Genomic DNA, 25794 nt, shown 5'->3' with positions numbered 1-25794 from the left:
AAAAATTCCGCGACAGAATATTAACTCTGCCGATGATGATGGCGATCGTGGTGAGTTTAGTATATCGGCAGATTCCGGGCTTAAGAGAAGTAACTAGGGTCTTGTCACAAGAGGGATTGTTATGGGTGGAACAAATAGAAGTAAGTGCAATAGCAGTGTCAAAAAGATTGCGAACATTACCGATAGAATTATTTGCACAGGTTTTTGAACAAGTAATCGTCAGAATTAATTATCAACCCAACAATCAAACAATTCCAGAGAATTGGCAGGCAGTCTGTGGTAGATTCCCAGCGATTTGGATTGCGGATGGTTCAACTTTAGAAGCATTGCGAAGGAAGTTAAAAGCGCTACAAGAAAAAGAAAAAACACTCGCGGGAAAAATTATAATGGTGGTAGAAGCATTTAGCCATCGCCCAGTCGCAACCTGGTATACAACAAATAGCAAAGCCAATGATAAAACTTGGTGCAATCAATTACTCCAACGCTTACTGACTGGTGGCTTACTGATTTTTGATTTAGGATTTTTTAAATTTCCTTGGTTCGATGCATTTACCCAAGCTGATAAGTTTTTTGTGACCAGACTACGAGAAAAAACCTCTTACAAGGTCATTCGTTGTTTGACCTCTGTCCCATTTTACCGTGATGAAATTATTGAGATGGGAGAATATCGCTCTAACCCTTGTCAGTGCTCAGTACGTTTGGTTTCTGTGTTATGGGGTTCAACTTGGTATTACTATCTAACAAATGTAGTTGACCCGCAATTGTTATCAGCACAGCAAGGAGCGTGAATTATATCGCAGACGTTGGCAAGTTGAAGATGCTTTTTTGCTCACCAAACGGCTTTTGGGTCTAGCTTATATTTGGGTGGGTGATAGTAATGGTGTCCAAATCCAAATTTTTGCCACTTGGATTTTTTATGCGGTTCTCAATCAATTATGTATCGATGTAGCGATCGCTCTTAACCAACCTTTAGACCGAATTTCTACAGAAATGCTGTTTCGCAGTTTATACCATTTTTCTCAAGCTTTCCTCCGTGGTGATGCCACTGATGCTGTTCCTTATCTTATAGAACATCAAAAGCTCTTTGGATTAGTCAAAGCTAGGCGTAAGCGTCATCGAGAGATTGACGCTCACACTCAACAAATTTGGGCTTTATCTTCTTAAGTTGACACCAATGTACAGCTGTACGCCCCTACAGATAGATTATTCATGTGTTGCCAAGATTTTGAGAATTGGTATAAGTAAAATACAATTTGTAGAGACGCGATCGCATCTCTACAAAATTGTACAAATCTCACCTAACTACACACTCATCTCTAGCATCCGCTGAATTGGACGCAGGGCAGCAACACGAATATCCTCTGACATAGTAATTTCAGGAGTACGATTTTTCATCGCTAAGTAAAGCTTCTCTAAAGTGTTTAACCTCATAAAAGGACACTCGTTGCAATTGCAATTATTCATCGGTGGGGCGGGTATAAAATGCTTTTCAGGAGCTAGTTTTTGCATTTGGTGAATAATACCAGGCTCCGTAGCAACGATAAATTCCTTTGTCGGACTATTTTGGCAATAATTGAGTAATGCTGCTGTAGAGCCAACAAAGCTGGCGTGGCGCAAAATACTACTTTCACATTCTGGGTGCGCGATCGCTTCTGCTTGGGGGTGGGCAATTTTTAGCTGCACAATCTTCTTTTCCGAAAAGGTTTCATGCACAATACAGCTACCTTGCCACAGCACCAAATCTCGCCCAGTCTGTTCCATCACATACCGCCCCAAATTGCGATCAGGAGCAAAAATAATCGGCTGGTCTTTTGGTATCTGCTGTACAATCTTGACAGCGTTGGAACTAGTGCAGATAATATCGCTCATCGCCTTAATTTCGGCAGAGCAGTTAATATAAGAAACCACCAAATGATCGGGATGCAGTGCTTTGAAAGCTGCAAATGCCTCTCCTGGACAACTGTCTGCTAAAGAACAACCAGCATTCAAATCTGGTAAAAGTACTAATTTGTCAGGATTGAGTATCTTCGCTGTTTCTGCCATGAAGTGAACACCAGCAAAGACGATCACATCTGCATTGGTCTTTTCTGCTGCTTTTGCTAGTTGTAATGAATCCCCAATAAAGTCTGCGATATCCTGAATATCTGGCTCTTGATAGTAATGTGCCAGGATAACCGCGTTGAGTTCTTTTTTAAGACTTTCAATGGCAGCAAACAAATCTAATGGTAGCTCACCCGGTTGGGTTTTATCTCGTTGAACAAGTGCAGTTGTAAACACAGTTAAGGGGTGCTTGAAGTTGCAGATTTTTGTCTTGTGGATTAATTATAGTAGTTTTTACCAAAAATAGATGAGGGATGACAGACCATTATTGGTGTGCAAGGCATTAAGAGTGATGGGGGGATGGGGGGATGGGGGGGACGCGGGGACGCGGAGAGTTTTTTAAGAAGCGATTCGGCGGACATGAGATGACAAGTAAAAAATATCCCATTGGAATTGTTCACAGTCATCAGTCATCAGTCAACAACTTGATAATTTATTTTTGGGAGTTTCCTTAATTGTGTTCAAATCCGGCTGAGTTTCCTATGCTGGAGATAGACGGCAAGGAAAGTCGCATGACCAGTCAAAAAACTCAACCAATAACCTTGAAAATTGCAGTAGTCGGAGATGTTCACGATCAATGGGAAGTAGAAGATGGGATTGCACTCAAGCATCTAGGTGTTGACTTAGTGCTGTTTGTCGGAGATTTTGGTAATGAGTCGGTGGAAGTGGTGAAAGCGATCGCTTCCCTGGACATTCCCAAAGCAGCAGTTATGGGAAACCATGATGCGTGGTACACAGCTACCGAATGGGGGCGAAAAAAGTGTCCCTACGACCGTTCTAAAGAGGATTGGGTACAGGAACAACTCGATTTATTGGGTTCAGCCCATGTTGGTTACGGTAAGTTAGATTTTCCAGATTGGAATTTAACTGTGGTGGGGGGTCGTCCCTTTACCTGGGGTGGCTCGGAGTGGAGATTTGCTGATATCTGTAAAGAACGATATGGTGTTACCAGTCCAGAAGAATCAGCGGCTAAAATTACGGCTGCGGTGAAAAGTGCCGCTACTGATACGATTATTTTTCTCGGTCATAATGGGCCGAGTGGGTTAGGCGATCGCCCAGAAGACCCCTGCGGTAAAGATTGGCATCCCATTGGTGGTGACTTTGGCGATCCAGATTTTGCTGAGGCGATTTCTCAGACCCTCACCGCTGGTAAAACTATACCTTTGGTGACATTTGGTCATATGCACCATAGTCTACGGCACACCAAAAAAGAACTGCGAAAGGCAATCTTTAGAAGCCCAGAGGGGATAATTTACTTGAATGCTGCCAGTGTGCCGAGGATTGTAGAGAATGACAGCCAGAAGCTACGAAACTTTTCCTTGGTGACTTTAGAGGCGGGTGTGGTGACGCAAGCTGCTTTAGTGTGGGTGGGGAATGACTTACAGGTGGTGTCAGAAGAAATTTTGTACGAGCGATCGCATTCAGTAGTGCAACCTGCATAGTGATAGGATATAGTAATATCTGTCAGCTTTAGTGCTAATCTACAAATGTAGGCTGTGCAGTAGCTTGACAGTTTATTGGAGAGGTGGCAGAGTGGTCGATTGCACTCGACTTGAAATCGAGAGACTTGAAAGAGTCCGGGAGTTCGAATCTCCCCTTCTCCGTTTTTTCAAAGCTTGTTAAGGTTGTTGAGCTTCATCCGATTTCAATTGATGGTTTCCACATAGCTAAAGCTAGAAGTTTCCAGGAATTGATTACTCAATTTCCCCTTCACTCAAAAACCTCAGTTTTTGAGGATTCCCAGGCTCAACCGCCAACGCAGCTGATTTTCCTTGTGTTGCAACAGGCTCCTTGGGCGTAGTTTTACCCTGTTTTCGAGGGACTCCCGATACAGCATCTAGATTGATTCCAAGTTCATCCAAACCACGCTTCAAGATAACTTTTGCTGCATCAACGTCTGCATCAGCATGATGAGCGCAATTTTCGCAGATGAACTTTTCTTGATCTCGGTTTGTGGGACTGACATATCCGCACGCGCTGCATTCTTGAGAGCTAAACTTTGGGTTAACTTCATGCACCAGAACGCCAGTCCTTTCAGACAATACTTTGACCTTCTGTTTTAGAGAACCCCAAGCAGCATCCGTGATCGCTTGATTTAGCTTGGATTTTGCAGACTGACCATTGGGCAAATACTTGCCATTTTCATCTTGTTTAGATTTACAGCGTGCCATCATTCCCTGAATGTTGAGATTTTCAAATACAATCAGGTCGAATTGTTTAACTAAGTTATGAGCTATCTTCCATTGATAATCTTCTCTTTGATTAGTAACTTTTTGTTCTAATTTAGCTATGCGGTGATAAGTTTTTTGACGACGATGCGAACCTAACGCTTGACGGCTAGCAGCACGATGAAGACGCGATCGCTTGCGTTCCATCAGTTTGTAAAAGCGAGGATTAGCAATAGTTTCACCATTGCTCAGAGATACAAGTTTTTTAATACCTAAGTCTACACCTAACGCTGTTTCTATTTGCTGGGGTACTGGAGGATTAGGTACTGTATCATCTTGCAAGAGAACAGAGATATAAAAGCCATCTGCTTTTTTTCGCACGGTGGTAGAACGAATTTTAAAACCTGGCGGAAACCGTCGAGATTGAAAAAATCGCATCCAGCCAATACCAGGTAGTCTGACTTTGTTACCTTGAAAACCCACATCTCCTGCTGGGTAAGTAAAAGCGCGAAATTTAGCCCTTCGTTTTATTTTTGGATATTTACCCAAGCCTTTAAAAAAGCGCACAAAAGCAGCATCAACTTGCTTAAGCATTTGTTGCAAGACGTGATAATAAATTTCACTGTACCAAGGTCGCTCTTTTTTCAGGTCTACCAAATTGGCATCTTGTTGAGCCAGAGGAGTACGTTTTTTACCCTTGGTACTCCAAGGATTACCATACAAAGCACCTTTGCTAACTGAGCAAGTGAGTGGACAGCACTCACCTTGGGTTTGAATAATACAATAGTTACCCATCACAGGTGCTTTGGTCTGCTCATAGGCTTCTGTCCTTTCCCGAACTCGAAAGTTGTATTGCAGACGTAGCAGATGCAGCCAACGCTCGATTTTTTCAGCTTGTTTCGCTGATGGCTTCAGTTTGTATACGTAGGACAGAAGCATTATGTGAAATTGAATTTATTGCAATTGTATTCCATTTGAAATACTATGACAAAAGAAAAACACTTAGGAATCAGGTTAAATGATTTGGAAAGATAAAAACTTGAGAAAGAAGCTAATAAAAGACAAATGACTGTTTATGAACTTGTTAAATACTTAATAAAAAAGTACCTGATAATCAATAAATATTTTTTAAGTTAAATTAAAAATAATTGAGATCAGAAAATTGACAAGATGAAAATAGATGTAATATTAGATTTATTAATTATTATTTCAGTTATAATAACTATATAGATATCTTTCTTAAGATTCATGCAGAATTAGTTTAATAATGATAATTACTTCCACAACGGTTGTTGACTTATTTTCTGGTGCAGGCGGTACTGGTTTAGGCTTTAAACAAGAGGGATTTCAAATTTTGGGGGCAGTAGAAAATAATAAACATGCTGCTGAAACTTATGAGAAAAATTTAGATGTAAAAGTCAAAAATATAAATATTAGAGAGCTGGAACCTCAAACTTTTAGAGAGGAATTAAATTTACAACGAAATCAGTTAGATGTTTTAGTTGGATGCCCGCCTTGTCAAGGCTTCTCTCGAATGCAAAAAAATAATAAAGGCATTAATCATCAAGATAATGATCTAGTTATTAAATATTTAGACTTTGTTGAAGAATTTATGCCAAAATTTGCAGTTTTTGAAAATGTTCCAGGATTAATTACTAAGCCATATGGTCATATTTTTTACGAAAAACTTTGTCTAGGTCTTAAAGAATTAGGTTATAAAAGAAATGAAAAGCTTGTAGATGTAGCAGATTACGGTGTGCCGCAGCATCGAAAGCGTATAATTGTTATTGCTGGTAGGAATGGAGAAGAACCACCATTTCCTCAACCTACTCATGGAGAACCAGGAAAAATAGATAAATCTCAAACGCCTTTATACCCTTGGCTTACAGTTTACGATGCTATTGGTAATAATAAATATCCTCAGCTAAAACCTGGAGAGAATGGGGAACATGATGGAAAATATCCGAATCATATTGCTCCAAAAACTACACAAAAAATAGTAGAATTTATCAGTATGGTTCCCAAAAATGGCGGAAGCAGAACAGATATCCCTAAACAATTTTGGCTAAAATGTCACCTTTCTCATAAAGGTCATAGCGATGTTTATGGACGAGCAGCTTGGAACCGTCCATCAAACACTATCACTGCTGGTTGTTTAAATCCTTCAAAAGGACGTTTCATACATCCTGAACAAGATAGAGCTTTTACACCTCGTGAAGTAGCTGCTTTACAAGGATTTCCTGATGATTTTGTTTTCTATGGAAAGTGTTTGCAAGTTCAGATTGGTAATGCTGTACCGCCACCATTAGCGAAAGCGATTGCCCAAGAACTTAGACATCGGCTTATTCAAAGTTGATAGTCGCTTAAGTAAAAATATCCCGTCTTTTAAAGAGACGGGATTAGTCCTTAAATATCAAATTAAGCAGTTAAACAAGACCAGTTTTGCTGAATCAAACTAATTACCTCTTCACTCCACTTAATTTGATTACCACTCCAATTCCTTAAAGTATTTGTCACGGAATACACTCGACCGTATTTTTTACCTACTTGAGTCAGTTGCCATTTCCATTTCCCTTTACTGGACTTAAATTTTCTTTGTAAGCCCAGTTGTTCCAAGAGCTGATTCACTTGTCGGTTAGAGATTGGTTTTTGCTCCAATTCACTCAACTTCATTGCGATTTCGGAGGGAGTGAAATCGACATTTTCCAAATTATTTGTCATAATACTTAAAGATCAAAAAAACAAAACAATTCAGAGCCAGCCACTTAAAATTAAAGGGACTGGCTTTTTCATTACTATGATGTATCGACCGTAGCCAAGTTACTCACAAAAAGCACTTGGTACGGTACAAACACCTCTACAATAAATAATTATTGTATTTTTTAGTGTAGATGTCAAGTTGAGTAGCATCCTAAATCACTACCAGCTTCCTTTTGTCACGCGTCTTTTCAACTCTGCAATCAAGTCTCTAATCTCATCCTGAACTTCTTCACGAAACTTACTACTGGAAAAAGTAGCAGCTTCATGAGCAATGAGTGTAACGCTAGGAACTAGAATAGGAAGGCTATTTTGCTCGTCTCCTGAATTAAAACCTGATTGCGTATGAGCATAATCTAATTCCCAATTTCCCTTCGCAAGCCACGACAGCATTTTATCTAAATTTCTTTCATAGGAATCTTGGTGGTGCAAATCAACAGCAACTTCCAGCCGAGGTATCAAAAAATGTCCTGCTCCTCCATCGTCAGTAACTATTGGTTGATAAGCGGATGTTGGAGCAGCGTAACACATAAAAGCACCTATTCTGGTACATAGGTAAAGGAAAGGTTCATAATCAGTTTCATCAAGGACAGGTTCTTGATATTGTTTTTGCTTATTTTCTAAATGTTGTTCAATAAATTCTTGCCAGTCTTCACGATTGTTTTCTTGTAATAATCTAGGCTGACCCATTTCTGATTCAATAATTACTGGTAATGAAGTTTCAACCAGTGCAATATCAGAAAAGCGCCGTAGCACTCTGCAAGTAGTAAAAAGTATATCCGGTGAGAAATTTTGTAAATGTTTAGCTACACCTAAAAAAAGAAGATGGGAAACAGCAGTATCTGCAAAAGGCGATTTGTAAACATCCTCAGATGTAACTACAATTTTACGATTAACCTGAACTTTTTTATTATATAGATACCAAAAAACTAACGGAGCAAGCCATGACATTTGAGGTATTTTAACTGCTCCACTATATACAATTTCGCCAAAAGGACTAAAGATTGTGTTATGAATAACACTTACAAACTTTTGAATCTGATTACGTACAATTTGCCCATATAAAGTATCGTCTTCGTAATCTCCTAAGCGATGCACCAAGGGAAATACACGACCATCACGGATAATTAAACTAGGATTGGGTTTGTATCCTAATTCTGGAGCATCACCTAATGGTCGCCACCTAGCTTCACCCGTAGCAATGCGAAAGTCAGCTACATATTGGCGTAGTTCCATTGCTGCCATACGGGAATGTTTAAATCTATCTGTGCCTATAGAATTCATTAATGCAGGCGCTAATACTAAACCATTCCTTGCTGCTTGGTAATCATCATACTCTCGCAAGTAATCAGGAGAAATATCAAAATCTTGGTACTCTTGATCTGTTTTGCTTATTAAAGCAGAAGCAGAGGTAGTGACAATAATAGGTTGACGAGGAATAAAACTACCAGGATTTTGAGTTAAAAAAATGTCTGCAACAGAAGCATCAGTTCCTGCTACTCCCTTATCAGGTTTGGTTTTCTTACTCCAGCATTCTATTATTTTGTCACCAAAAATTCTCTTATGTAAGATTTTTCGTGCTTCCGGTTCATCTAAAAAAGCACGTTTACCTCTTTTAAATTGTGTAAATCGAAGCGGTAAATCTAAAGTTCCTTTAATGCCAGCTTTACTACTATCTAGTCGCCAGAATAATTGAAAATATCGCCTTGACCATCCTATTTGATAATCTAGTTGATCTGCTTTACGTTTGGCTTCTTCAAAGACTTCTCTATCTAATAGTTGTTGAATTTCTTCTCCTTTTTGGTTAATGTCATTAACTACCCACTGCGTCATTTTGATTAACAGGTCAATAGGGTTTTCCTGTGCTAAATTATAGGCTGTATCAATAACTGCTCTGGCGTAAGCTTCCTCTTGTAAATGACTAGCTGCTATTCTTTCCAATACAGAACGACCTTGTTCTTGGCTTTGTCGCTCGTCTGGTTCTAGATCATCTTCTTCGACATCTGATTTAGTCTGGATAGTATAATCTTTTATTTCAGGAATAGCACCTAAGACACTATCATAAGGAAATTTACTAGGGTGAAAATAAATATAGGGAGGTTTACCCCGCCCTTCATTTTGAATCTTCTTATTTTTTTTTAGTTTTTCTTCTTTTACAAGTTTGTTTAAAATATTTCGTACACCTCTTGGAGAAATATCACTATCTTCTGCTTGCAAATAGTTGCTTATTTCCTCAACTTCTAAACCTTCTGGTTGTTTTAGTAATAAATCTAAAATTTTCTGAGTTAAAATATCCTCTGCTGCCGCCATTTTTTGACTTCCTCTGCAATGTTGGGTGTTGGCGCACCTTCACGAGTTTCGCGTTTACGAATACGTATCAGGGCTGGGTGACGTATGATATCCATACTTGATGACATGATTGCTGTACCTTTTGGTAATTTAGGTATACGAGAAATCATTTCATCGGAAACACCACCTAAAGTACCAGATACTAATTTCATATCATCTGGATCTAGAGCAAATACCAAGCGTGTATTGCAAGTTAACAAAACTTGCTTGTCCATAGATGCAGGACTTTGAGTTATTAAGGTGACTCCAATTGCATCATGTCGAGCAGTACGAATCATCTCTCGAATAACTTGAGTCGATGGTGTTATCTGTCCTCCTGCTGGTAAGAAAAAGTGTGCCTCATCCAGTACAAAGACAAAGGGAGGAATACGATCGCGCTTACGCAATGCTTGCAATAATCTTACTGATGCGCCAACTATCAAATTTCTTTGCTGTTGGCTCAAATGCCCAACAAAAACATTAGTAATTGGTTGTTGAGCAAATTCCCCCAACCAAGATTCTGTTCCTGTGGTCAATAGTGGATTACGCTTAAATGCTGTTGCAACTTTGCGTGCTGCTCTTCCTCCCACTGCTGCTTGTCCAAATTCACTACCAGCACCTTCGATTTCTTTCAATAATTCGTCAATTTGAATATTAACTTTTCCTTGCGCCTCCAAGCTCTGAAATGCTTCAGTAAATACGGCATCATAAGCCATAGATACGAGTTCTAATTGGTCAGATGTCAAGTTAGGTACGAAACCTAAAAATTCACTGTGTCCAATTACTGAATAGGGAACTCGAAAATTTACCCCGGCTCGAAAATTACGCCCTCCTAAATCTTCCGCAGTATTAATCACATCTCCCAAAACATCAAAAGCAATAACAGGTATACCATGCTTAACTAATTCTTCTATTAAAACCCCTGTGGCATAACTTTTACCTACACCCGTTTTTCCCACAACTGCCAAATGTCGGGCTATGGCTTCCATTGGCAGTACAAAATCTACACTTTTCCCGCCAGATTCTATTTCACCGAGATAAAAACCTTGTTCAGATGAGTCTGGAGTGTTCAGTAGTTGGGGTATTCTCTCAGCAGGTATTTCATACACCCCTTGCCCTGTTTGTGCCAATAAACTTGGTTCTTTAATAATTATTCGCTCATTAACATCAAGGTGTATTTCTCCCAAAACTTCAACAGTCATCACACGGGTGACATGAGGAGAGCGATCGCCTGGTCTGGTTTTATCTGAACCTACCTGATATGCCTGATTCTGTTGCAGTGTCGAAGGGTTAGCACGAGGGTTATCCTCTGTACCCTCGATAATACGTCCATAATGAACTATCTCATCTTTATCTCGTTCGATAACTACGTAAGTTCCCAAAGCTGGCATTCGTCCTTCACGTACATGAAAAGGCACTTCGTCAAAGGTTGGTGAACCTAAAAATGGTGAGGAAGAAGTTGTTCCCAGCCGAACAGCATCAGTCAAGGAAAGGGCTTGTTTAATTTTTTCGCCCATAGTTTCAAAAAAAAAACTACAATAAATAATTATTGTAGCATTTAAGTGAAATATTAAATAGTGATCGCCCCTCTTCCCTCCCTAAAAATTATGCTGGTAATACCATTTCACGAAATACCTGATACAGATACATGAGTAGGGGCGTACAACTGTACGCCCCAAAGAGGCGATTCATGTATTGCAAATATTTTTGGAAATAGTATAAGTCAAGCGATCGCTACCCTTCACTTCCACATAATATCCAAGACTAAAAGCTTTAACCAAAGCCAATAACCTTTCTATTAATTACAAAATATTATCAGTCTTCTGTAACATCCTTGGAATTTTCAAGCTTATTTAGTGCATCCGAAATTGCTTGCCTAATAAACTCTGGGTAATTATCTAGAGTTTTTAATTTTTCCAGCATGGAAGGGGGAAGTCTGAGAGTTATTTTTGCAGTTAATGGTTCTTCCCTATCGGTTTTAAATTGATGTTTTTTTAAATAAGGTTTTTCTTCGTAATTAGGCATAAAAATTTATTCTAAAATAATTTTTATCGCAAGACTTTAGGCGATAGTTAAATGGCAGCTAGCCGAGCCTCGCAAGTTGGTATAGCTGCCAAACCCAATTAGAAAATTAGGCATTACTATGTTGACACGTCCTGAACTTGAAAGCAAAACCCTTAAAGAATTGAAAGATTTGGCTGTACGCTACAAAGTCAAGCCAGTAGGGAATCCAGGGTATAAAACAAGCTGGATTACTCCGTTATTGGCTTTTCCTGTGCTAGCTATTCAGCAGTTCAAAGCTAATAAAAGAGGTTTAAAGAATCTGAGTTTGAGAAGTTTTGAAGCGCTGGGGACAATCCTGAATGAACTGGGAGAACCTACTGATGAACAAGCCGCGCTGATTCGGGCTACGCTAGAAGGTAAGTTACTTCCACTCCCAGAACGTTACGACCAAACTAGGCTGCTAAATCTCCACAAGACTAGACAGTTGATTCAACAAACCATTGAGGTATTAAATCAATAGGCTGTTTTGCATGTGTTGACTGATGACTGATAACTGATGACCGATAACAGTCATCAGTCAACGTCTTTCTGCTGACGGAGACGCTACGCAAACACAGATAAACGTGAGTTCAACAGATTTAAAAGACCCCTCTCCAAACCTCTCCCCTGAAAGGAGAGAGGCTTCAAAACCCGTTCTCTATCAAGAATTTCAAAGCCCCTCTCCGCGTCGGAGAGGGGTTGGGGAGAGGTTCATCGAACTCACGTCAGATAATTATGCAATTGATATGATGTCCGGCAAATTGCCCATAATTCTTGCGTTACTCCTCTCCAACCCTTCCCTTACTAAGGGAAGGGTGCCCGACAGGGCGGGTGGGGTAGTTTTATTACGGGTAATTCAGCAGACTTGATATGAGATATGTGCATACAAAAACTAAAGGGGACTGGGGATTAAGTGCCAAATCGAAAACAAACGCGCGTTTACCTGCGCGGACTAATAATGAATTGGTATAAGCTCTGTCCTCACTGCCCTCGTGCTAGCATTACCAATAAATCTTTTGGGAGGTCAATCAATGGCTACCCTTCATGCGCTAAATATACCTGATGAGTTATACCAACAGCTGCAACAGTTAGCTGAAGCTGAAAACAGTTCAATTGATGCTCAAGTGATTACAATATTGCAGAATGCTTTGCAAAAGCCCAAAACACAGGAAACAGAAGAAGAAAAACGGAAAAATGTCCTCAAACTTTTAGAAGAAAGTAGTCGCCGTCGTCGCTTGAATCCAGCAGACTTTGGATTACCTGATAGTACTGAACTGATTCGAGAAGATCGCAACAGATGACAACCCATCTCCGATGTGTGATAGATACTAGTGCGTGCATCAAGTATTTTATCGCTGACCCACTAACTGCTAAAGTTAATCAACTCTTTACCCATTTTGCCAATCCACAGACTGAAATTTTTGTACCAGACCTTTTTTACATTGAGTGTGCCAACGTTTTATGGAAGTATGTCCGGGCTAGGATGTACACTGCTGGTGAAGTACAGACAGATTTAGCAACTCTGAAAAGCTTTCCTTTGCGTGTTGTCTCAACGGCTGATTTGATGGCGGATGCAGTTACTATAGCTTTGAATTTTGGTATTTCCGCTTACGATGCTTCTTATGTTGCGCTTTCACAGCAGGTTGGTGCTATCTTACTGACTCTTGATGCCAAACTGGTGAGAGCAGTAACCAATTCGTCTTATAATGTTTCTTCGTTCAATGATTTTGAGGTTCCACCGTTGCATTCAAGATAACAGCGATCGCTCCCCAACTTGTGCAAACCTCAACTACTCTTCTACTACTTCCACCAAGTCTTCAATCATCACATCCAAAGCACGGGCCATTTTCAAAATTGATGTAAAGTCTACCATTGCTAGTCCTGGCGCTCGTGCATAAGCCCTCACTGAACTATAGGCTACCCCAGAACGGTCAGCCACATCTTTGAGTGTCCAACCCTTCTCTTCAGCAAATTCTCGAATTCTTAGCTTAATTAGCCCCATTAGTCTATTGACAAGCGATTGAATTCTATCGTTAAATATCATGTATTATATAAAACGATCGCCTTCCGGCCTAGGAAACTGAAAAGCGATCGCGTTACTTACAATACGTATCCCGTAAAACGGATAGCGTTCTTACCCGTATCGACTCACAGGCCAGAAATCTACCCAATTCACAGGCATTTTTATGGTATCATCACTCAAGGCAAAAAGGCTTGTCATCCGCGAATCAAAAATTGTTCACAAATCGTTAACGCCTCACCGACTTGCACGATTTGTTACGGAAGAAGCAGTTTGCTTGATGTTCCAAATTAATTTTGAAGATATATATACAGTGGAATGCTGGCGATATGTAGTTTATGTCCACGCTAAAGGTGTGAGCAAGTTTGTCAGCTACGCCAGTTTTCCCCCAATTGTGGGAGTGCAACTACCAACTGAAAGCGACTTTATCAAATGGCGTAAGCGCTGGCGCAAGCAACACGAAGGTGATTACAGAAAACAAGCACCCAAATGGTGGGCAGACTTTTTTATTCAGGAATTTTGGCAAGCTAATTCTGAGTCTGTATTGTATAGTTGGCGTGAATTAATTGAGTTAATTAATTTTGCTTTTCATGAAGATACTTTACAGCAACTCCGAAATAGCTATCAACAAGAAAAATCCTTTGACTTGGTGTCTTAGTGTCTTTGTGGTTTGATTTTTTCACCACGAAGACACAAAGGCACAAAGAAGACTTAAAAGTTATTCAGCAGCTTTGTTGCTAGCTCGATTGGCACGCGCTTCAGCTGAAGTCATTACTTCGTCGAGATTTTCTAGGACTTCGCCAGGGAAGTTTTCCAAAACTCTGGTAGAAATCGCAACTCGACCTTTACCTTCATCCAAGTCGATAATTACAGCTTTAATAGTTTGACCGACTTGAAAGACTTTTTCTAGAGAATCAATGAATTTTTGGCTGACTTGTTTGATGTGCAATAAGGCACTGATACCATCTAAATCGACAAATACGCCAAAAGGTTTGATACCTGTGACTTTACCTTCCACCAACTGACCTATTTCTAACAAGTTGAAGTTACTAGAACGAGTCGCTAACCGTTGGGAAAGTATGAGTTTGTTAGTGTTGCGGTTAATTTCTAAAAAGCCAACAGTGAGAGTCTGACCTTTGAGTGCTTCTAAGTTATCACGCTCTGCCAAGTGCGATCGCGGAATAAACCCCCGCAATGAATTCAAATCGACAGTGACACCACCTTTATTCACACCGGTAACTCGTACTTGCACAGTCTGGGAATTTTCCTGCATTTGCGCGAGTCGTTCCCAGATGTGCTGAATTTCTAATTGCTTGCGTGAAAGAGTTACTTGACCTTCGGCATCTTGCTCTCGGATAATCAAAAACTCTAATTGCTCTTGCAATGGTAGTACTTCCGATAAATCGGTGACTGTTCTCAAAGAAGCCTCATCGCGGGGGAGAAAAGCCGACGATTTGCCACCAATATCAACATAAGCGCCATCATGGTCAAGTTGGAACACTTTACCATGTACAACCTGACCCTTTTGAAATTGGTAGTCGTGTTTTTCTAGTGCTTTGGCAAAATCGTCCATTGTAAAAGACGAATTGGCTGTTTGAGAAAGTTTCGATTCGGAGTTCATGACAATTAAAGATAAATTGTGATTTGTCAGTTGTCAGTTGTCATTTGTTAGTTGCTACTGACCACTGACCACTGACCACTGACTGCTGCACAGATTTTTAGTTCAGTTGACCAAAAAGTTGCTTTACCTGCTCCCAAGCATCGGCTGCCGCTTGAGGATTATAACTCGCGCGATGGTCACAGAAAAATCCGTGGTCAGCTCCATCGTAGCGAAACACACGATGAGGAATGTTGTATTTTTCTAACTCTGCTTCAATTTTGTCTACCTGTTCAATAGGAATACTGGCATCTTCAGTACCAAAAAATGCATACACTGTACCTTTAATTTCTGGAGTACGGCTAACGGTAGCAGCGCCACCTCCAAAGGTACGGGTGGTAATTCCAGCACCGTAAAAGGAAGCAGTAGCTTTGATATCTGGTAAAGTAGCGGCAAGATATGCTACATGACCGCCAAAACAAAAGCCAATACAGCCAAAGTTATCTTTTTTCACTTGGGGGAGAGTTTTGAGGTAGTCAATTGCTGATTGAATATCGCTCAATAATTGTGATGCTTGTGTTTGCATCGCATAGCCTCTGCCTGTTTCAATATCTTCTGCGGTGTAACCAGTTTCAAAACCAGGGGCTTGACGTTGAAACAGTGCAGGTGCGATCGCTACATACCCAAGTTTGGCAATCCGTTCTGTAACTTCTCGAATGTGAACGTTAACGCCAAAAATCTCTTGTAAAACTACGATTCCTGGGTATGTTCCAGGTGATTTTGGCTGTGCTAGGTAAGCATCCACTTGTAAACCATCTTGGGAAAGTTGAACCGTTGTGCTATCTATTGCCTGCTCTGTCATAATAATTTTTACCAGTGCTGTGTGATTAGCTATGTAAATATTTGATATAACTATGCCAGTATGTCTAGACTTTTTCCAATCAAATTATCAATAACCAAAGTGAATGCATTAGTAATTTCCCTGATAAAAAATTCATGTGTAAATAAAATATTAAACATGTAGCAAATCCAGGTGGTAACTTGCCGCTACTAGTATTTAGGAGGATTGGTAATGATTCAATTCCGTATTCAGCCAGACAGCGAAATTCCCGCATCAGCCCAGCTGTTTAATCAAATACGGTTTGCCATCGCTTCTCGGCAATATCCACCAGGCTATAAATTGCCCAGTACACGGGCATTGGCAATGCAAACTGGGTTACACCGTAATACCATTAGCAAAGTTTACCGTCAGTTGGAAGATGATGGATTTGTAGAAAGTCTGGCTGGTTCAGGAATTTATGTCCGCGCCCAAGGTCATGAAGGTGGTAGCAAGCTGCAATCACCAATCCTCAAAGAATATCCTGATGCCTATAAAATTGTCCAGCAAGCACTTGATGAATTACTTGGTAAAGGATGTTCGCTCAATCAAGCCAGGGAGCTATTTTTAGCGGAAATTGACTGGCGCTTGCGTTGTAGCGCTCAAGTGCTGGTGCCAGTTCCATCTGAGGACATGGGTGCTGGAGAATTGATGGTATATGAATTAGAACAGGCTTTGAAAATCCCCGTACAGTTGGTAGCAATGGAAGAATTAGCCGCTGTGCTAGATAAAACTAGCTCTGCTACGGTGGTGACAAGTCGCTATTTCATTAATGATGTGGAAGCGATCGCAGCCCCCAAAGCTGTACGTGTAATTCCTTTAGATATCTATGACTACAGTAAAGAACTCAATTTGTTAAAAACTCTACCCAAAGAAAATTGTGTAGGGATAGTTAGCTTGAGTTCTGGAATAGCCCGCGGCGCCGAAGTGATCCTCCACGGTTTACGCGGGGATGAACTGCTGGTAATGACTTGTCAACCAAAGGATACTTACAAACTGCAAGCGATCGTGAAACGAGCTGAGGTAATTGTCAGCGATCAAGCTAGTTTCCCGGCTGTGCAAGCAGCAGTGCAAGCTTCTATGGAAGATATTATTCGTCCACCCAAGTTAATTAAAGTTGACAATTACATCGGCGCTAACTCGATTAACTTGTTGAAACGAGAACTGGGTTTGAGTTAACCCAAAGGTAGAAGGAAGAAATAGATAGATAGGGGGAGAATGGCATAGAAAGACACATTTAATAAAATTTATAAAATTATGGTTGTAGAAATGCATCCTTATATTGGTCTGGTGGAAGCAATCAAGCAACGTCGTGCTGCTAGATCTTTCAGTAGCGATCGCATTCCCGAAGCGATTTTACAAGAAATACTCGAATTAGGAATCCAAGCACCATCAGGCTTTAACCTCCAGCCTTGGCGATTTATTGTTGTTAGGGAGCAAGAAAATAAAGACAAACTCCAAGCTTGTGCTTTTAACCAACGCCAAGTAGGCGAAGCCCCAGTTGTCCTGATTTGTTGTAGCGATCGTTGTGCAACCAAAATGGAAAATATTATATCTGTCATCCATCTAGGGGAAGATGTAGTAACTATGACTGATAGTTACGCCAATTATCTCCGTTCCAGCATTCCCGAATTCTTTGTCAATCATCCCAGTTTTGACACAATAGAAGCTTGGACAAACCGCCACGCCATGTTAGCGGTAGGATACATGATGATTGTGGCGAAAAGCTTTGGTATTGATAGCTGCCCAATGGAAGGATTTGTTAGTACTCAAGTTAAAGAAGCCTTCCAAATTCCTGATGAAGTGGATATTTGCTGTCTACTAGCACTGGGCTATGCTAAAGAACCCTTTAAAGGGTATGGCGGACGCTTCCCTATTGAAAAGGTCTGTTTTAATGAAAGCTACAGCAAACCTCTCAAATTAAGTTAAAGGATGAAAATTCCTCTTCCTTACTCGCTACTAAGATTTAAGGTGAGTTCCACAAGTCCAAAAGACCCCGCTTCCATTTTTCTCCCCCACAGCTACGGTGTACACACAAGTCAAAAAAAACGGCGTTGCTGAATTTGAGTATGAATTGAGATTTTTCACTAAAATTAAAGGTAGACTCTTCGCGCCTTTGCGCCTTTGCGCGAAACAAAATTCATACTATTGATCAGCAACGCCAAAAAAACCATTATCACAAAAGCTTTGAGTCTGGTAGGGTGCGCTATCGCGCCAGCATAACGCACCGCAAACCTCTTGTCGTTATTGGGTCAATCGTAAATCGTTTTGTACCCACCAAACCCAAATATGAGTGTCAAGTACAATTATTGCAAAACTTCCCAGGCCTCTAAAGCGACGGGTTCTGTGGGGTCTTCATAACGGTATGGCTGTGTGTTGTGCAAAGGATAATGATTTGTACCTGATTGGGGTAAATTTTGGGCTTGTTGCTGTGAAGTTTTAGTTTCCAGAATAATCACTTCCACAGCATCCCCAGCATGAAAGGGTAAACCCTGTAGCGTCAGAGTTCCATCTTCAGTTAAAACAACTTCTATCTTGTGAGCATTCATATTTCAACACAGTAAGCAGGGTTTTTCAATGGGATTTACAGTTGTAATAATGTAGACGATTTAAACCAATGACGCTAATATATCAAGCAATTTGGCGTATATATAGAGTCGTTATATCTACGCCATTTAAGAGGATGTCTGAGAAGTATTGTTATTAACATCAAAGCTTTAAAAACCTAACCCCCCTAGCCCCCCTGACCCTAATCCCCATGAAATTCGGGTTTAGCCCGAATTTCATGGGGGTCGCGAGTTCCCTACAAGGGAATGGGGGTTTCAAAGCCTATCGACCTTTCGGGGAGAGGTTTGGAGAGGGGTTACTAGTATAATTTTCGACTTTTCAGACATCCTCTAAGAACTCGTTGCGACTCTTGCAACAAAGTTGAATTAACCTTAACTGAACTTTAGGATTCATTCCTATCTCTGTGTCCTCTGCGCCTGGTGCGGTTCAAAATAATTATTCTTCTGGTAGGGAAGCGAGTAATTACGAATTATGAAGCAGTTCTGGTGTGGGAATTTGCAAAAACTCTCGCACCCGTTGTAGATAAGCTGGTGCATCTTCCAACATCGGGAAATGCGCTGTATTGGGAATAACGGCAAACTCTACTTTGTCATTCAGTGCAGCTGCTTGACGACCCATCTCGGCAGGAATAATTTTGTCATATTCCCCCGATATAACCAGAGTCGGCACTGTCAGCTTAGCAAACTCTCCTGGCATCACTTCAGATTGTGCCTTACTTACTGAAGTAAAAATTGTACCAAGGGCTGCATCATAATCTGCTTCCATAAAATCTTGTAAAAAAGCCTGCCTTTCAGATTTGGGGATGGGGCTATGTAAAAATCTAGCCATAAACATCCGGTCAACAAATGGTATTTTCCCTAACCATTTAGGACGGAATTTCACTACATAACCACCGAATTTATGAAAAGCTGCAAAAGCTTTTTCGTCGTATTCAAAAATGCCGCTACAAGTTAAGATTCCTCGTTCTACTCTTTGGGGATAGCGGTTAAAAAATAAAGTAGCAACAGAAGCGCCCATTGAGTGAGCATTTATATAAACGCGTTGGAGGTGCAACTCATCTAACAAAGCTGCCAAGTCTTCAGCGTATTCTTCTAATTCATAAGTTAACTCTTTAATTGCTGTTGATTCTTGTTGCAAAGACTCAGACTCAACAACAGACTCGCTGGCTTGGACTATGGTAGGTTTGCCACCAGAACGCCCAAACCCCCGCATATCGTAGAGTAGACAATCAAATTGGTCTAACAAAGCATTGGCGGTACTTCTCCAATACCTAGCAGAACCCGCCCAACCGTGGACAAAAACCATCACTGGCTTTATTAAAGAACTAGATGGTTCTTTTACCCACTCGTAGTAATGTTCAACGCCACGAACGTTAATAGAAGGCATTTTTGCAAGTTAACAGTTATGAGTTAGGAGTTTAGAATTAATTCTACACTCCTAACTTAACTCAGCACTCAATTACGCTACTTAACTCAGCACTCAGCACTCAGCACTCAATTACGCTGATTCTGGCTTAGGTAATGAAGATGGGTGTACAATCAGTTCAGCTGTAGACCGCTTCTCAACCATCTCCCGCGTGACTGAGCAGCGAGTTACATCCTTCCGGGATGGTAACTCATACATGACATCCAGCATCAGTTCTTCGATAATGCCTCGCAGTGCCCTAGCACCTGTTTTCCGGCGGTAGGCCTCCTGAGCGATCGCTTTTAAGGCATCTGGTTTAAAGTCTAATTGGACGTTATCCATCTTCAGCAGTTTTTGGTACTGCTTGACTAAGGCGCTGCGTGGTTGGGTAAGAATCGCCATTAGCGCTTCTTCATCCAGGGGATCTACCACCGCCACCATTGGTACTCGTCCAATAAATTCGGGAATCATGCCAAACTTCACTAAGTCATCCGGTTCGAGATGGCGGAGAGTATCAGCGGCGCGTTTTTCTTTCGATTGTCCTTCTCCTGGTTGGACAAATCCTATTGACTTTTTACCCGCTCTCTGCTCTACCACTTTTTCTAAACCAACAAAAGCACCACCACAGACGAACAGAATATTGCTGGTGTCAATTTGGATGCAGTCCTGATAAGGATGCTTTCGTCCTCCTTGGGGTGGTACATTAGCGATCGTTCCTTCTAACATTTTCAGCAAAGCTTGCTGCACGCCTTCACCGGAAACATCGCGTGTAATTGAGGGATTCTCACTCTTGCGGGCAATTTTGTCAATTTCGTCAATGTAGATAATTCCGCGTTGTGCTTCCTCTACATCCAAATCTGCCACTTGCAACAGTCGCAGTAAGATATTTTCCACATCTTCTCCTACATACCCTGCTTCTGTCAGCGTAGTGGCGTCGGCTACAGCAAAGGGTACATCTAGGATTTTGGCCAAGGTTTGTGCCAAGAGAGTTTTGCCACAACCTGTCGGGCCAATTAACAGAATATTGGACTTTTGCAGTTCTACAGCATCATCGGCTCCACCTTTGCCATTGCCTTTAGACTGAAGGATTGCTAGCCGCTTGTAGTGATTGTATACTGCGACTGATAGCACCTTCTTAGCTTCGTCTTGACCGATGACATGTTCGTCTAGGTATTTCTTAATCTCTCTGGGTTTGGGTATTTGATTAAACGAGAGATTAGAAGAACGGGCACGGCGTTTTTGGGGTGGTTCTGACTTTGGCGCTGGTTGCGAAGCTGCACCATTTGTGTCGAGTAACTCCTCATCTAGTATTTCATTACACAAGTCTACGCATTCATCGCAGATGTAGACTCCCGGCCCTGCGATCAATTTACGCACCTGCTCTTGAGACTTGCCACAAAACGAACATTTTAAATGGGAGTCGTACTTAGACATACCAGCCTCTTATTTCAGAATGGTGACGTTTTCCCCGGCGGTGGGAAGATTTTGTCTGGAGATGACTTGATCAATCAAACCGTAATTTTTCGCTTCTTCTGCGGACATAAAGAAGTCGCGCTCAGTATCTGCTTCAATTCTTTCTAGGGGTTGACCAGTGTGATTAGCCAATAACTGATTCAACTTTGCCTTAATGTAAAGAATTTCCCTTGCTTGAATTTCTATGTCAATAGCTTGACCTTGAGCGCCGCCCAGTGGTTGGTGAATCATGATCCGGGAGTCAGGTAGAGACATGCGCTTACCTGCTGTTCCTGCTGTGAGCAAAAATGCTCCCATGCTTGCGGCTAATCCAAAGCATATGGTAACAACATCTGGACGGATCTGTTGAATTGTATCATAGATTGCCATCCCTGCGTAGACGGAGCCGCCAGGAGAGTTGATGTACAGTTGAATGTCTTTTTCTGAGTCTTCAGCGTCTAGAAATAGCAACTGAGCAACAATGGAATTGGCGATCGCATCGTCTATGGGCGTTCCTAAAAATATAATCCGCTCTCGCAGTAGGCGGGAGTAGATGTCGAAAGCCCTTTCTCCCATACCAGACTGTTCTACCACCATCGGCACGATGTTGTTAGGGCCACTCATGTGGGAGTAAATTCCGATTCGACTGGAGTTGTTAATAGGGTAATTTCCCGACTGCGATGTCAGCATACAATCACATTTGAGAATAAATAGGACACAGTTTCAGCAGCTAGTGCCGCTTTGTTAAAGAATACGATTGCTCTTGTTGAGGTATGTGTTAACCATTATGCCTCATTCATATTCTTGTCGTGTAACACCGGATTAAGCTCAGGCGGTATAGATGCCACAATTTCTTGAAGATTGCGTAAATATGCCGCCTTAACATTGATGAGTGCTGAGTAAAAATTTGTAAAACTCATGACTCAGCACTCATCATCCAGGATATCTGGCTGCTAAAGTTTTCATTCTCCCTGTGTTGATTCTGTAGTAGCTTCGGTGCTTTGTTCCTCAGTCTGAGGTTCAGTTGTATCTGAAGGTGTGAGTTCTGCTGCTGTTTCTTGTGCAGTATTTAAAGAACCTTCAGCTACAAGTTCAACTGATGAGCGTTCTAGGAGCCAATCAATGATTTTTTCGGATAGCAGTTCATTTTCCACGACTGAGCGCAGTCTTTCTTCATCAACCTCTTGTTCTGTGTACTGCTGTAACAGTTCTGTGACTCTAGCTTGAATTTCTTCGGGTGTGACTTCGATAGACTCGCGTTTACTGACTTCCCTTAATCCCAGTGATCTTTTGAGGCGTTCAACAGCTTCAGGGCGCGATCGCTCCCGTAACTGGGGAATAATATCTTGGGTAAACAACTTTCTCACATCCAATCCCTGCTGAGAAAGCCGCACTGCTGTTTGCGTCAGCATGGAGTCTACTTCTTGCTCAATCAGTGTTTGTGGCAAGTCAACTTCTAGATGCTTGACTAATTCAGCTAACAATGCTTCTTGCTTATTGTTTTTGGTTTTTTCTTCGGCTTCTTTCTGATAGCGCTCTTCTAAAGACGCCTTAAGTTCATCTAAGGTGTTAAAGTCGCTGACTTCCTGAGCAAAGTCGTCATTGAATTCTGGTAGCTCTTTTTCCTTGAGTTCTTTGAGTGTAACTGTGAACAGTGCTGGTTTTCCAGCTAATTCTTCATTGGCATAGGGGTCTGGAAACTGAGCCGAAATTTCTTTGGTTTCTCCAGGATTCATCCCTACCATGCCCAAGACAAAACCAGGAATAAACTTATCTTCCTGCAATTCCAGTTGAAAATCAGTTGCTTCGCCTCCAGGAATTGGTGTAGGTTCGGCTGTTTCATCCTCACCCTCACCTTTGGCAATGACACCTTTAAAATCAACTACAGCAACATCACCAATTTGCGCTGCACGTCCTTCTACAGGAATTAAGGTCGCCATTTGTTGACGTTCCTTGTCTAGGACATTCTCTACTTGAGTTGGGTCGTACTTGACTTCCTCCGCTTTGACTTGCAAACCAGTGTACTGTGTTAAATTTACTTCCGGTTCTACATCAACAGCAGCAGAAAAGGTCAAAGCTTTTCCAGGTTCATAATTATTAATCAATTCCTCAAAAGAAGTCCGCAGCTGTGGTTGACCAATGGCCTGGATAGCTTCCTGTTTGACTGCTTTTTCAATGCCATCTTGAATTAATTCTTCCAGTGCTGCTGCCTTAATGCGAGTTACGCCCAGGCGCTGTAGTAATATCTGCCGAGGTACCTTGCCTTTACGAAACCCAGGAATATTTGTAGTACTAGTTAAGTTTTTAATTACCTGCTCGTAAGTTTGCTTGGTAAGTTCTGGCGTAATCTCTATTTCCAACCCTATTTGGCTGGCGGGAAGTTTCTCCTGGGTGACTTTCATGCTTAGTTTCTATTTTCTGGTATTTTTGACTCCAAGTACACACAAGACGCGATTGACCGCTTTTGTGGGTTAATGTTTCTTGGCGAGGATAAAACGTATCCACAAGGCATACTAAATAATCCCAATTATGGATTCGGTGCCCTTCAGTAGATATCCAGTTTACTGCCAATAGCAAAGGACTGGACACTTTACAGAAATAACTTTACCCATTTGAAGGAATTGTCCATGGGGCATGGGGCATTGGTTATTCTCCCTCATCTCCTCCTGCTCCCCTGCCCCCAGTCCCCAATCTCCAATCCCAATCAACTGGACTTGTGACTCAGAAGGCTAACACCGTGATATCCTGGTTATCATCCCGCATATCTTACTCCAATACTTGAGAGTTGGGTCTGTCTACCTTGTGTGACTCAGCGTATCTATTGCCTGACCGCATAGCTTAGCTTTTTTGCGGTGCTAGTTTCGTTTACATTGGATCATAGTACATCCATCTTCCTAGAAAATCACTTTCTCAGGCGTAATATTTGTTTACTTTAAAAATCGAAGACTTCTACGCAAGTGAAGTATAAATATTTATCTTTTCAACTAAACTGTAGTTTGTTGTATAATGATATGTACTTTTTTAAAGTTGTAGTAAATTCAAACAGTAGTTATTGTAAATTCCGATAGCACTTAACTGGTTTCAGCTCAACAATAAATGTATCTAGATCAGAAAACTCAACTATAGTTAAAAAATCTTTATCTAATGTCTGCTGTAGTTATTTAAATAAATATGGATAGATTGTGAATTACTGTAAAAAGTTGCATACAACCTCTTAAAGGAGGAAGCCCGTTTGACTAAATCTTATCGTGTAGCTATTTTGGGAGCGACTGGTGCTGTTGGCACAGAGTTGCTTGAATTACTGGAACAGCGTAATTTTCCGGTTTCGGATTTGAAGTTGCTAGCTTCAGAAAAAAGTGTAGGGCGGACGCTGCACTTTCAAGGAGAAGATCTGCCCATAGAGTCAGTGAGCGATCGCGCCTTTGAAAATGTAGATTTGGTACTAGCCAGTGCAGGTGGTTCCACATCTAAAACATGGGCAGCAGTTGCAGTAGAAAAAGGTGCAGTAGTCATAGATAACTCCAGTGCCTTTCGGATGAACCCAGAAGTCCCCTTAGTTGTCCCAGAGGTGAACCCACAAGCAGCTGCTAATCACAAAGGCATTATTGCCAATCCCAACTGCACAACAATTTTGATGACCGTAGCAGTCTGGCCCCTGCATCAAAAAAGACCAGTGCAACGCATTGTAGCCTCAACCTATCAATCTGCCAGTGGCGCTGGTGCCAAAGCAATGGCAGAAGTAAAAACTCAAGCCAGTGCCATATTACAAGGACAGTCACCAGTGGCTGAGGTATTGCCTTACCCGTTGGCGTTTAATTTATTTCCACACAACTCCCCATTGAATGATTTGGGATATTGTGAAGAAGAAATGAAAATGGTCAACGAAACTCGAAAGATTTTCGCAACGCCAGAGATCAGAATCACTGCTACTTGTGTACGGGTTCCCGTACTGCGTGCCCATTCAGAAGCAATTAATCTAGAATTTGAGGAACCTTTTAGTCCAGATGAAGCTAGAGCTATTCTCAGTCGTTCCCCTGGTGTGAAATTGTTAGAAGATTGGGGAACCAATCATTTTCCTATGCCAATTGAAGCGACTGGTATTGATGAAGTTTTAGTAGGTAGAATTCGGCAAGACATTTCTCATCCTTACGGTTTGGAACTGTGGCTTTGTGGAGACCAAATTCGTAAAGGTGCAGCCTTGAATGCAGTACAAATTGCTGAATTGCTCGTAGAGAAAAACCTACTCAAGCCGAAAACAGCATACGTTTCAAAGTAGTCAGTGGTCAGTGGTGAGTCAGTGCGGTCTTGGGGAGCCACTGCGAAGAGTGCGCTCTGCCAACAGACGAGCGCATGTGGCGTGGTTTCCCCCATGAGCAACTGACGATCTCAAGAGCGATCTTCGACGCAAGAGCGTCACCCGAAGGGTTAGTAGCAACTAACAACTGACAACTGACAACTAACAAATGTGTGAAATACGCTT

At 41.3% G+C, this 25794-nt stretch carries 23 protein-coding genes, 1 tRNA gene and 1 pseudogene (1 of these 25 cut by a window edge); 11 read left to right on the top strand and 14 right to left on the bottom strand.

The genetic code is table 11. The features are described from left to right. Nucleotides 1-1164: pseudogene (locus I8748_RS24565) on the top strand (IS4 family transposase) (it extends 157 nt beyond the left edge of the window). 138 nt (nt 1165-1302) lie between these two features. Here the strand turns inward: I8748_RS24565 and nadA are convergent. Next, complete coding sequence (nadA, locus tag I8748_RS24560) at nt 1303-2277, bottom strand: quinolinate synthase NadA (protein ID WP_198127151.1); 975 nt, start codon at nt 2275-2277, stop codon at nt 1303-1305. A gap of 335 nt (nt 2278-2612) precedes the next feature. Between nadA and I8748_RS24555 the strand changes: the two genes are divergently transcribed. Together I8748_RS24555 and I8748_RS24550 are read left to right on the top strand one after the other, a co-directional pair. After that, nucleotides 2613-3542, top strand: coding sequence for a TIGR04168 family protein (locus I8748_RS24555; protein WP_225896534.1), 930 nt, complete (start codon nt 2613-2615; stop codon nt 3540-3542). A gap of 77 nt (nt 3543-3619) precedes the next feature. After that, nucleotides 3620-3704: transfer RNA gene (locus I8748_RS24550), tRNA-Ser, on the top strand. A gap of 90 nt (nt 3705-3794) precedes the next feature. Here I8748_RS24550 and I8748_RS24545 read toward each other — a convergent pair. Continuing rightward, nucleotides 3795-5207, bottom strand: a complete 1413-nt coding sequence (locus I8748_RS24545; RefSeq protein ID WP_198127149.1) for an RNA-guided endonuclease InsQ/TnpB family protein — start codon at nt 5205-5207, stop codon at nt 3795-3797. A 328-nt stretch (nt 5208-5535) separates the two neighbouring features. Between I8748_RS24545 and I8748_RS24540 the strand changes: the two genes are divergently transcribed. Beyond that, nucleotides 5536-6624: a DNA cytosine methyltransferase gene (locus I8748_RS24540; RefSeq protein WP_198127148.1), complete on the top strand. Its 1089-nt coding sequence runs from the start codon at nt 5536-5538 to the stop codon at nt 6622-6624. A 62-nt stretch (nt 6625-6686) separates the two neighbouring features. On the opposite strand, the gene I8748_RS24535 is transcribed toward I8748_RS24540, so the two are convergent. The 4 genes from I8748_RS24535 to I8748_RS24520 form a co-directional block, all read right to left on the bottom strand. Further along, nucleotides 6687-6989, bottom strand: a complete 303-nt coding sequence (locus I8748_RS24535; RefSeq protein ID WP_198127147.1) for a hypothetical protein — start codon at nt 6987-6989, stop codon at nt 6687-6689. Between the two features lie 198 nt (nt 6990-7187). Further along, the gene (locus tag I8748_RS24530; RefSeq protein WP_198127146.1) at nt 7188-9335 is read right to left on the bottom strand and encodes a hypothetical protein; all 2148 of its coding nucleotides are present in this window, start codon (nt 9333-9335) and stop codon (nt 7188-7190) included. Beyond that, nucleotides 9311-10870, bottom strand: a complete 1560-nt coding sequence (locus tag I8748_RS24525; protein WP_198127145.1) for an ATP-binding protein — start codon at nt 10868-10870, stop codon at nt 9311-9313. The genes I8748_RS24530 and I8748_RS24525 overlap by 25 nt, the downstream gene beginning before the upstream one ends. Before the next feature lie 298 nt (nt 10871-11168). Further along, nucleotides 11169-11378: a ribbon-helix-helix domain-containing protein gene (locus I8748_RS24520; RefSeq protein WP_096558497.1), complete on the bottom strand. Its 210-nt coding sequence runs from the start codon at nt 11376-11378 to the stop codon at nt 11169-11171. A gap of 118 nt (nt 11379-11496) precedes the next feature. On the opposite strand from I8748_RS24520, the gene I8748_RS24515 reads away from it, so the two are divergent. From I8748_RS24515 to I8748_RS24505, 3 genes are all read left to right on the top strand, one after another. Next, nucleotides 11497-11877, top strand: a complete 381-nt coding sequence (locus I8748_RS24515) for a hypothetical protein (RefSeq protein ID WP_198127144.1) — start codon at nt 11497-11499, stop codon at nt 11875-11877. Between the two features lie 550 nt (nt 11878-12427). After that, nucleotides 12428-12697: a hypothetical protein gene (locus I8748_RS24510; RefSeq protein WP_198127143.1), complete on the top strand. Its 270-nt coding sequence runs from the start codon at nt 12428-12430 to the stop codon at nt 12695-12697. Next, a complete protein-coding gene (locus I8748_RS24505; protein ID WP_198127142.1) occupies nt 12694-13152 on the top strand; it encodes a type II toxin-antitoxin system VapC family toxin in 459 nt (152 codons plus the stop codon). Before I8748_RS24510 ends, I8748_RS24505 begins: the two co-directional genes overlap by 4 nt. Before the next feature lie 33 nt (nt 13153-13185). On the opposite strand, the gene I8748_RS24500 is transcribed toward I8748_RS24505, so the two are convergent. After that, nucleotides 13186-13398: a helix-turn-helix domain-containing protein gene (locus I8748_RS24500; RefSeq protein ID WP_096558493.1), complete on the bottom strand. Its 213-nt coding sequence runs from the start codon at nt 13396-13398 to the stop codon at nt 13186-13188. Between the two features lie 184 nt (nt 13399-13582). Between I8748_RS24500 and I8748_RS24495 the strand changes: the two genes are divergently transcribed. Then, a complete protein-coding gene (locus I8748_RS24495; RefSeq protein ID WP_198127141.1) occupies nt 13583-14074 on the top strand; it encodes a hypothetical protein in 492 nt (163 codons plus the stop codon). A gap of 60 nt (nt 14075-14134) precedes the next feature. Here I8748_RS24495 and I8748_RS24490 read toward each other — a convergent pair whose 3' ends face one another. Continuing rightward, entirely contained in the window at nt 14135-15037 is a 903-nt protein-coding gene (locus I8748_RS24490; protein WP_198127140.1) for a S1 RNA-binding domain-containing protein, read from the bottom strand. Between the two features lie 97 nt (nt 15038-15134). Beyond that, nucleotides 15135-15875, bottom strand: a complete 741-nt coding sequence (locus I8748_RS24485) for a dienelactone hydrolase family protein (RefSeq protein ID WP_198127139.1) — start codon at nt 15873-15875, stop codon at nt 15135-15137. Between the two features lie 210 nt (nt 15876-16085). On the opposite strand from I8748_RS24485, the gene I8748_RS24480 reads away from it, so the two are divergent. Together I8748_RS24480 and I8748_RS24475 are read left to right on the top strand one after the other, a co-directional pair. Further along, nucleotides 16086-17069 (top strand): GntR family transcriptional regulator, encoded by a 984-nt coding sequence (locus I8748_RS24480; RefSeq protein ID WP_198127138.1) that lies wholly within the window; start codon nt 16086-16088, stop codon nt 17067-17069. Between the two features lie 78 nt (nt 17070-17147). Then, nucleotides 17148-17819: a nitroreductase family protein gene (locus I8748_RS24475; protein WP_198127137.1), complete on the top strand. Its 672-nt coding sequence runs from the start codon at nt 17148-17150 to the stop codon at nt 17817-17819. 377 nt (nt 17820-18196) lie between these two features. Here the strand turns inward: I8748_RS24475 and I8748_RS24470 are convergent, their stop codons facing one another. From I8748_RS24470 to tig, 5 genes are all read right to left on the bottom strand, one after another. Continuing rightward, entirely contained in the window at nt 18197-18439 is a 243-nt protein-coding gene (locus tag I8748_RS24470; RefSeq protein WP_198127136.1) for a hypothetical protein, read from the bottom strand. Between the two features lie 481 nt (nt 18440-18920). Further along, nucleotides 18921-19844, bottom strand: a complete 924-nt coding sequence (locus tag I8748_RS24465) for an alpha/beta fold hydrolase (RefSeq protein WP_198127135.1) — start codon at nt 19842-19844, stop codon at nt 18921-18923. A gap of 111 nt (nt 19845-19955) precedes the next feature. Beyond that, nucleotides 19956-21296: an ATP-dependent protease ATP-binding subunit ClpX gene (gene clpX / locus I8748_RS24460; protein ID WP_198127134.1), complete on the bottom strand. Its 1341-nt coding sequence runs from the start codon at nt 21294-21296 to the stop codon at nt 19956-19958. Nucleotides 21297-21305: 9 nt separating this feature from the next. Then, on the bottom strand, nt 21306-22004 hold the full coding sequence (gene clpP, locus I8748_RS24455; protein ID WP_198127133.1) for an ATP-dependent Clp endopeptidase proteolytic subunit ClpP: 699 nt from the start codon (nt 22002-22004) through the stop codon (nt 21306-21308). Between the two features lie 272 nt (nt 22005-22276). Continuing rightward, the gene (gene tig, locus I8748_RS24450) at nt 22277-23716 is read right to left on the bottom strand and encodes a trigger factor (protein ID WP_198127132.1); all 1440 of its coding nucleotides are present in this window, start codon (nt 23714-23716) and stop codon (nt 22277-22279) included. Nucleotides 23717-24546: 830 nt separating this feature from the next. On the opposite strand from tig, the gene I8748_RS24445 reads away from it, so the two are divergent. After that, entirely contained in the window at nt 24547-25590 is a 1044-nt protein-coding gene (locus I8748_RS24445; RefSeq protein ID WP_198127131.1) for an aspartate-semialdehyde dehydrogenase, read from the top strand. Nucleotides 25591-25794 lie beyond the last annotated feature (204 nt).

The organism is Amazonocrinis nigriterrae CENA67, from assembly GCF_016056305.1.
GTDB classification, from domain to species: Bacteria; Cyanobacteriota; Cyanobacteriia; order Cyanobacteriales; family Nostocaceae; genus Amazonocrinis; species Amazonocrinis nigriterrae.
Note: the sequence above shows the minus strand (reverse complement) of the source record. Positions and strands in the feature narration are given on the sequence as shown.

What these genes read in the sequence shown, in the direction of transcription:
- I8748_RS24490 (WP_198127140.1), bottom strand. Translation starts at nt 15,037, where the DNA reads ATGAACTCCGAATCGAAACTTTCTCAAACAGCCAATTCGTCTTTTACA.
- I8748_RS24470 (WP_198127136.1), bottom strand. Translation starts at nt 18,439, where the DNA reads ATGAATGCTCACAAGATAGAAGTTGTTTTAACTGAAGATGGAACTCTG.
- tig (WP_198127132.1), bottom strand. Translation starts at nt 23,716, where the DNA reads ATGAAAGTCACCCAGGAGAAACTTCCCGCCAGCCAAATAGGGTTGGAA.
- clpX (WP_198127134.1), bottom strand. Translation starts at nt 21,296, where the DNA reads ATGTCTAAGTACGACTCCCATTTAAAATGTTCGTTTTGTGGCAAGTCT.
- I8748_RS24540 (WP_198127148.1), top strand. Translation starts at nt 5,536, where the DNA reads ATGATAATTACTTCCACAACGGTTGTTGACTTATTTTCTGGTGCAGGC.
- clpP (WP_198127133.1), bottom strand. Translation starts at nt 22,004, where the DNA reads ATGCTGACATCGCAGTCGGGAAATTACCCTATTAACAACTCCAGTCGA.
- I8748_RS24500 (WP_096558493.1), bottom strand. Translation starts at nt 13,398, where the DNA reads ATGGGGCTAATTAAGCTAAGAATTCGAGAATTTGCTGAAGAGAAGGGT.
- I8748_RS24520 (WP_096558497.1), bottom strand. Translation starts at nt 11,378, where the DNA reads ATGCCTAATTACGAAGAAAAACCTTATTTAAAAAAACATCAATTTAAA.
- I8748_RS24545 (WP_198127149.1), bottom strand. Translation starts at nt 5,207, where the DNA reads ATGCTTCTGTCCTACGTATACAAACTGAAGCCATCAGCGAAACAAGCT.
- I8748_RS24555 (WP_225896534.1), top strand. Translation starts at nt 2,613, where the DNA reads ATGACCAGTCAAAAAACTCAACCAATAACCTTGAAAATTGCAGTAGTC.
- I8748_RS24515 (WP_198127144.1), top strand. Translation starts at nt 11,497, where the DNA reads ATGTTGACACGTCCTGAACTTGAAAGCAAAACCCTTAAAGAATTGAAA.
- I8748_RS24465 (WP_198127135.1), bottom strand. Translation starts at nt 19,844, where the DNA reads ATGCCTTCTATTAACGTTCGTGGCGTTGAACATTACTACGAGTGGGTA.
- I8748_RS24485 (WP_198127139.1), bottom strand. Translation starts at nt 15,875, where the DNA reads ATGACAGAGCAGGCAATAGATAGCACAACGGTTCAACTTTCCCAAGAT.
- I8748_RS24530 (WP_198127146.1), bottom strand. Translation starts at nt 9,335, where the DNA reads ATGGCGGCAGCAGAGGATATTTTAACTCAGAAAATTTTAGATTTATTA.
- I8748_RS24480 (WP_198127138.1), top strand. Translation starts at nt 16,086, where the DNA reads ATGATTCAATTCCGTATTCAGCCAGACAGCGAAATTCCCGCATCAGCC.
- I8748_RS24505 (WP_198127142.1), top strand. Translation starts at nt 12,694, where the DNA reads ATGACAACCCATCTCCGATGTGTGATAGATACTAGTGCGTGCATCAAG.
- I8748_RS24475 (WP_198127137.1), top strand. Translation starts at nt 17,148, where the DNA reads ATGGTTGTAGAAATGCATCCTTATATTGGTCTGGTGGAAGCAATCAAG.
- I8748_RS24525 (WP_198127145.1), bottom strand. Translation starts at nt 10,870, where the DNA reads ATGGGCGAAAAAATTAAACAAGCCCTTTCCTTGACTGATGCTGTTCGG.
- I8748_RS24535 (WP_198127147.1), bottom strand. Translation starts at nt 6,989, where the DNA reads ATGACAAATAATTTGGAAAATGTCGATTTCACTCCCTCCGAAATCGCA.
- I8748_RS24510 (WP_198127143.1), top strand. Translation starts at nt 12,428, where the DNA reads ATGGCTACCCTTCATGCGCTAAATATACCTGATGAGTTATACCAACAG.
- I8748_RS24495 (WP_198127141.1), top strand. Translation starts at nt 13,583, where the DNA reads ATGGTATCATCACTCAAGGCAAAAAGGCTTGTCATCCGCGAATCAAAA.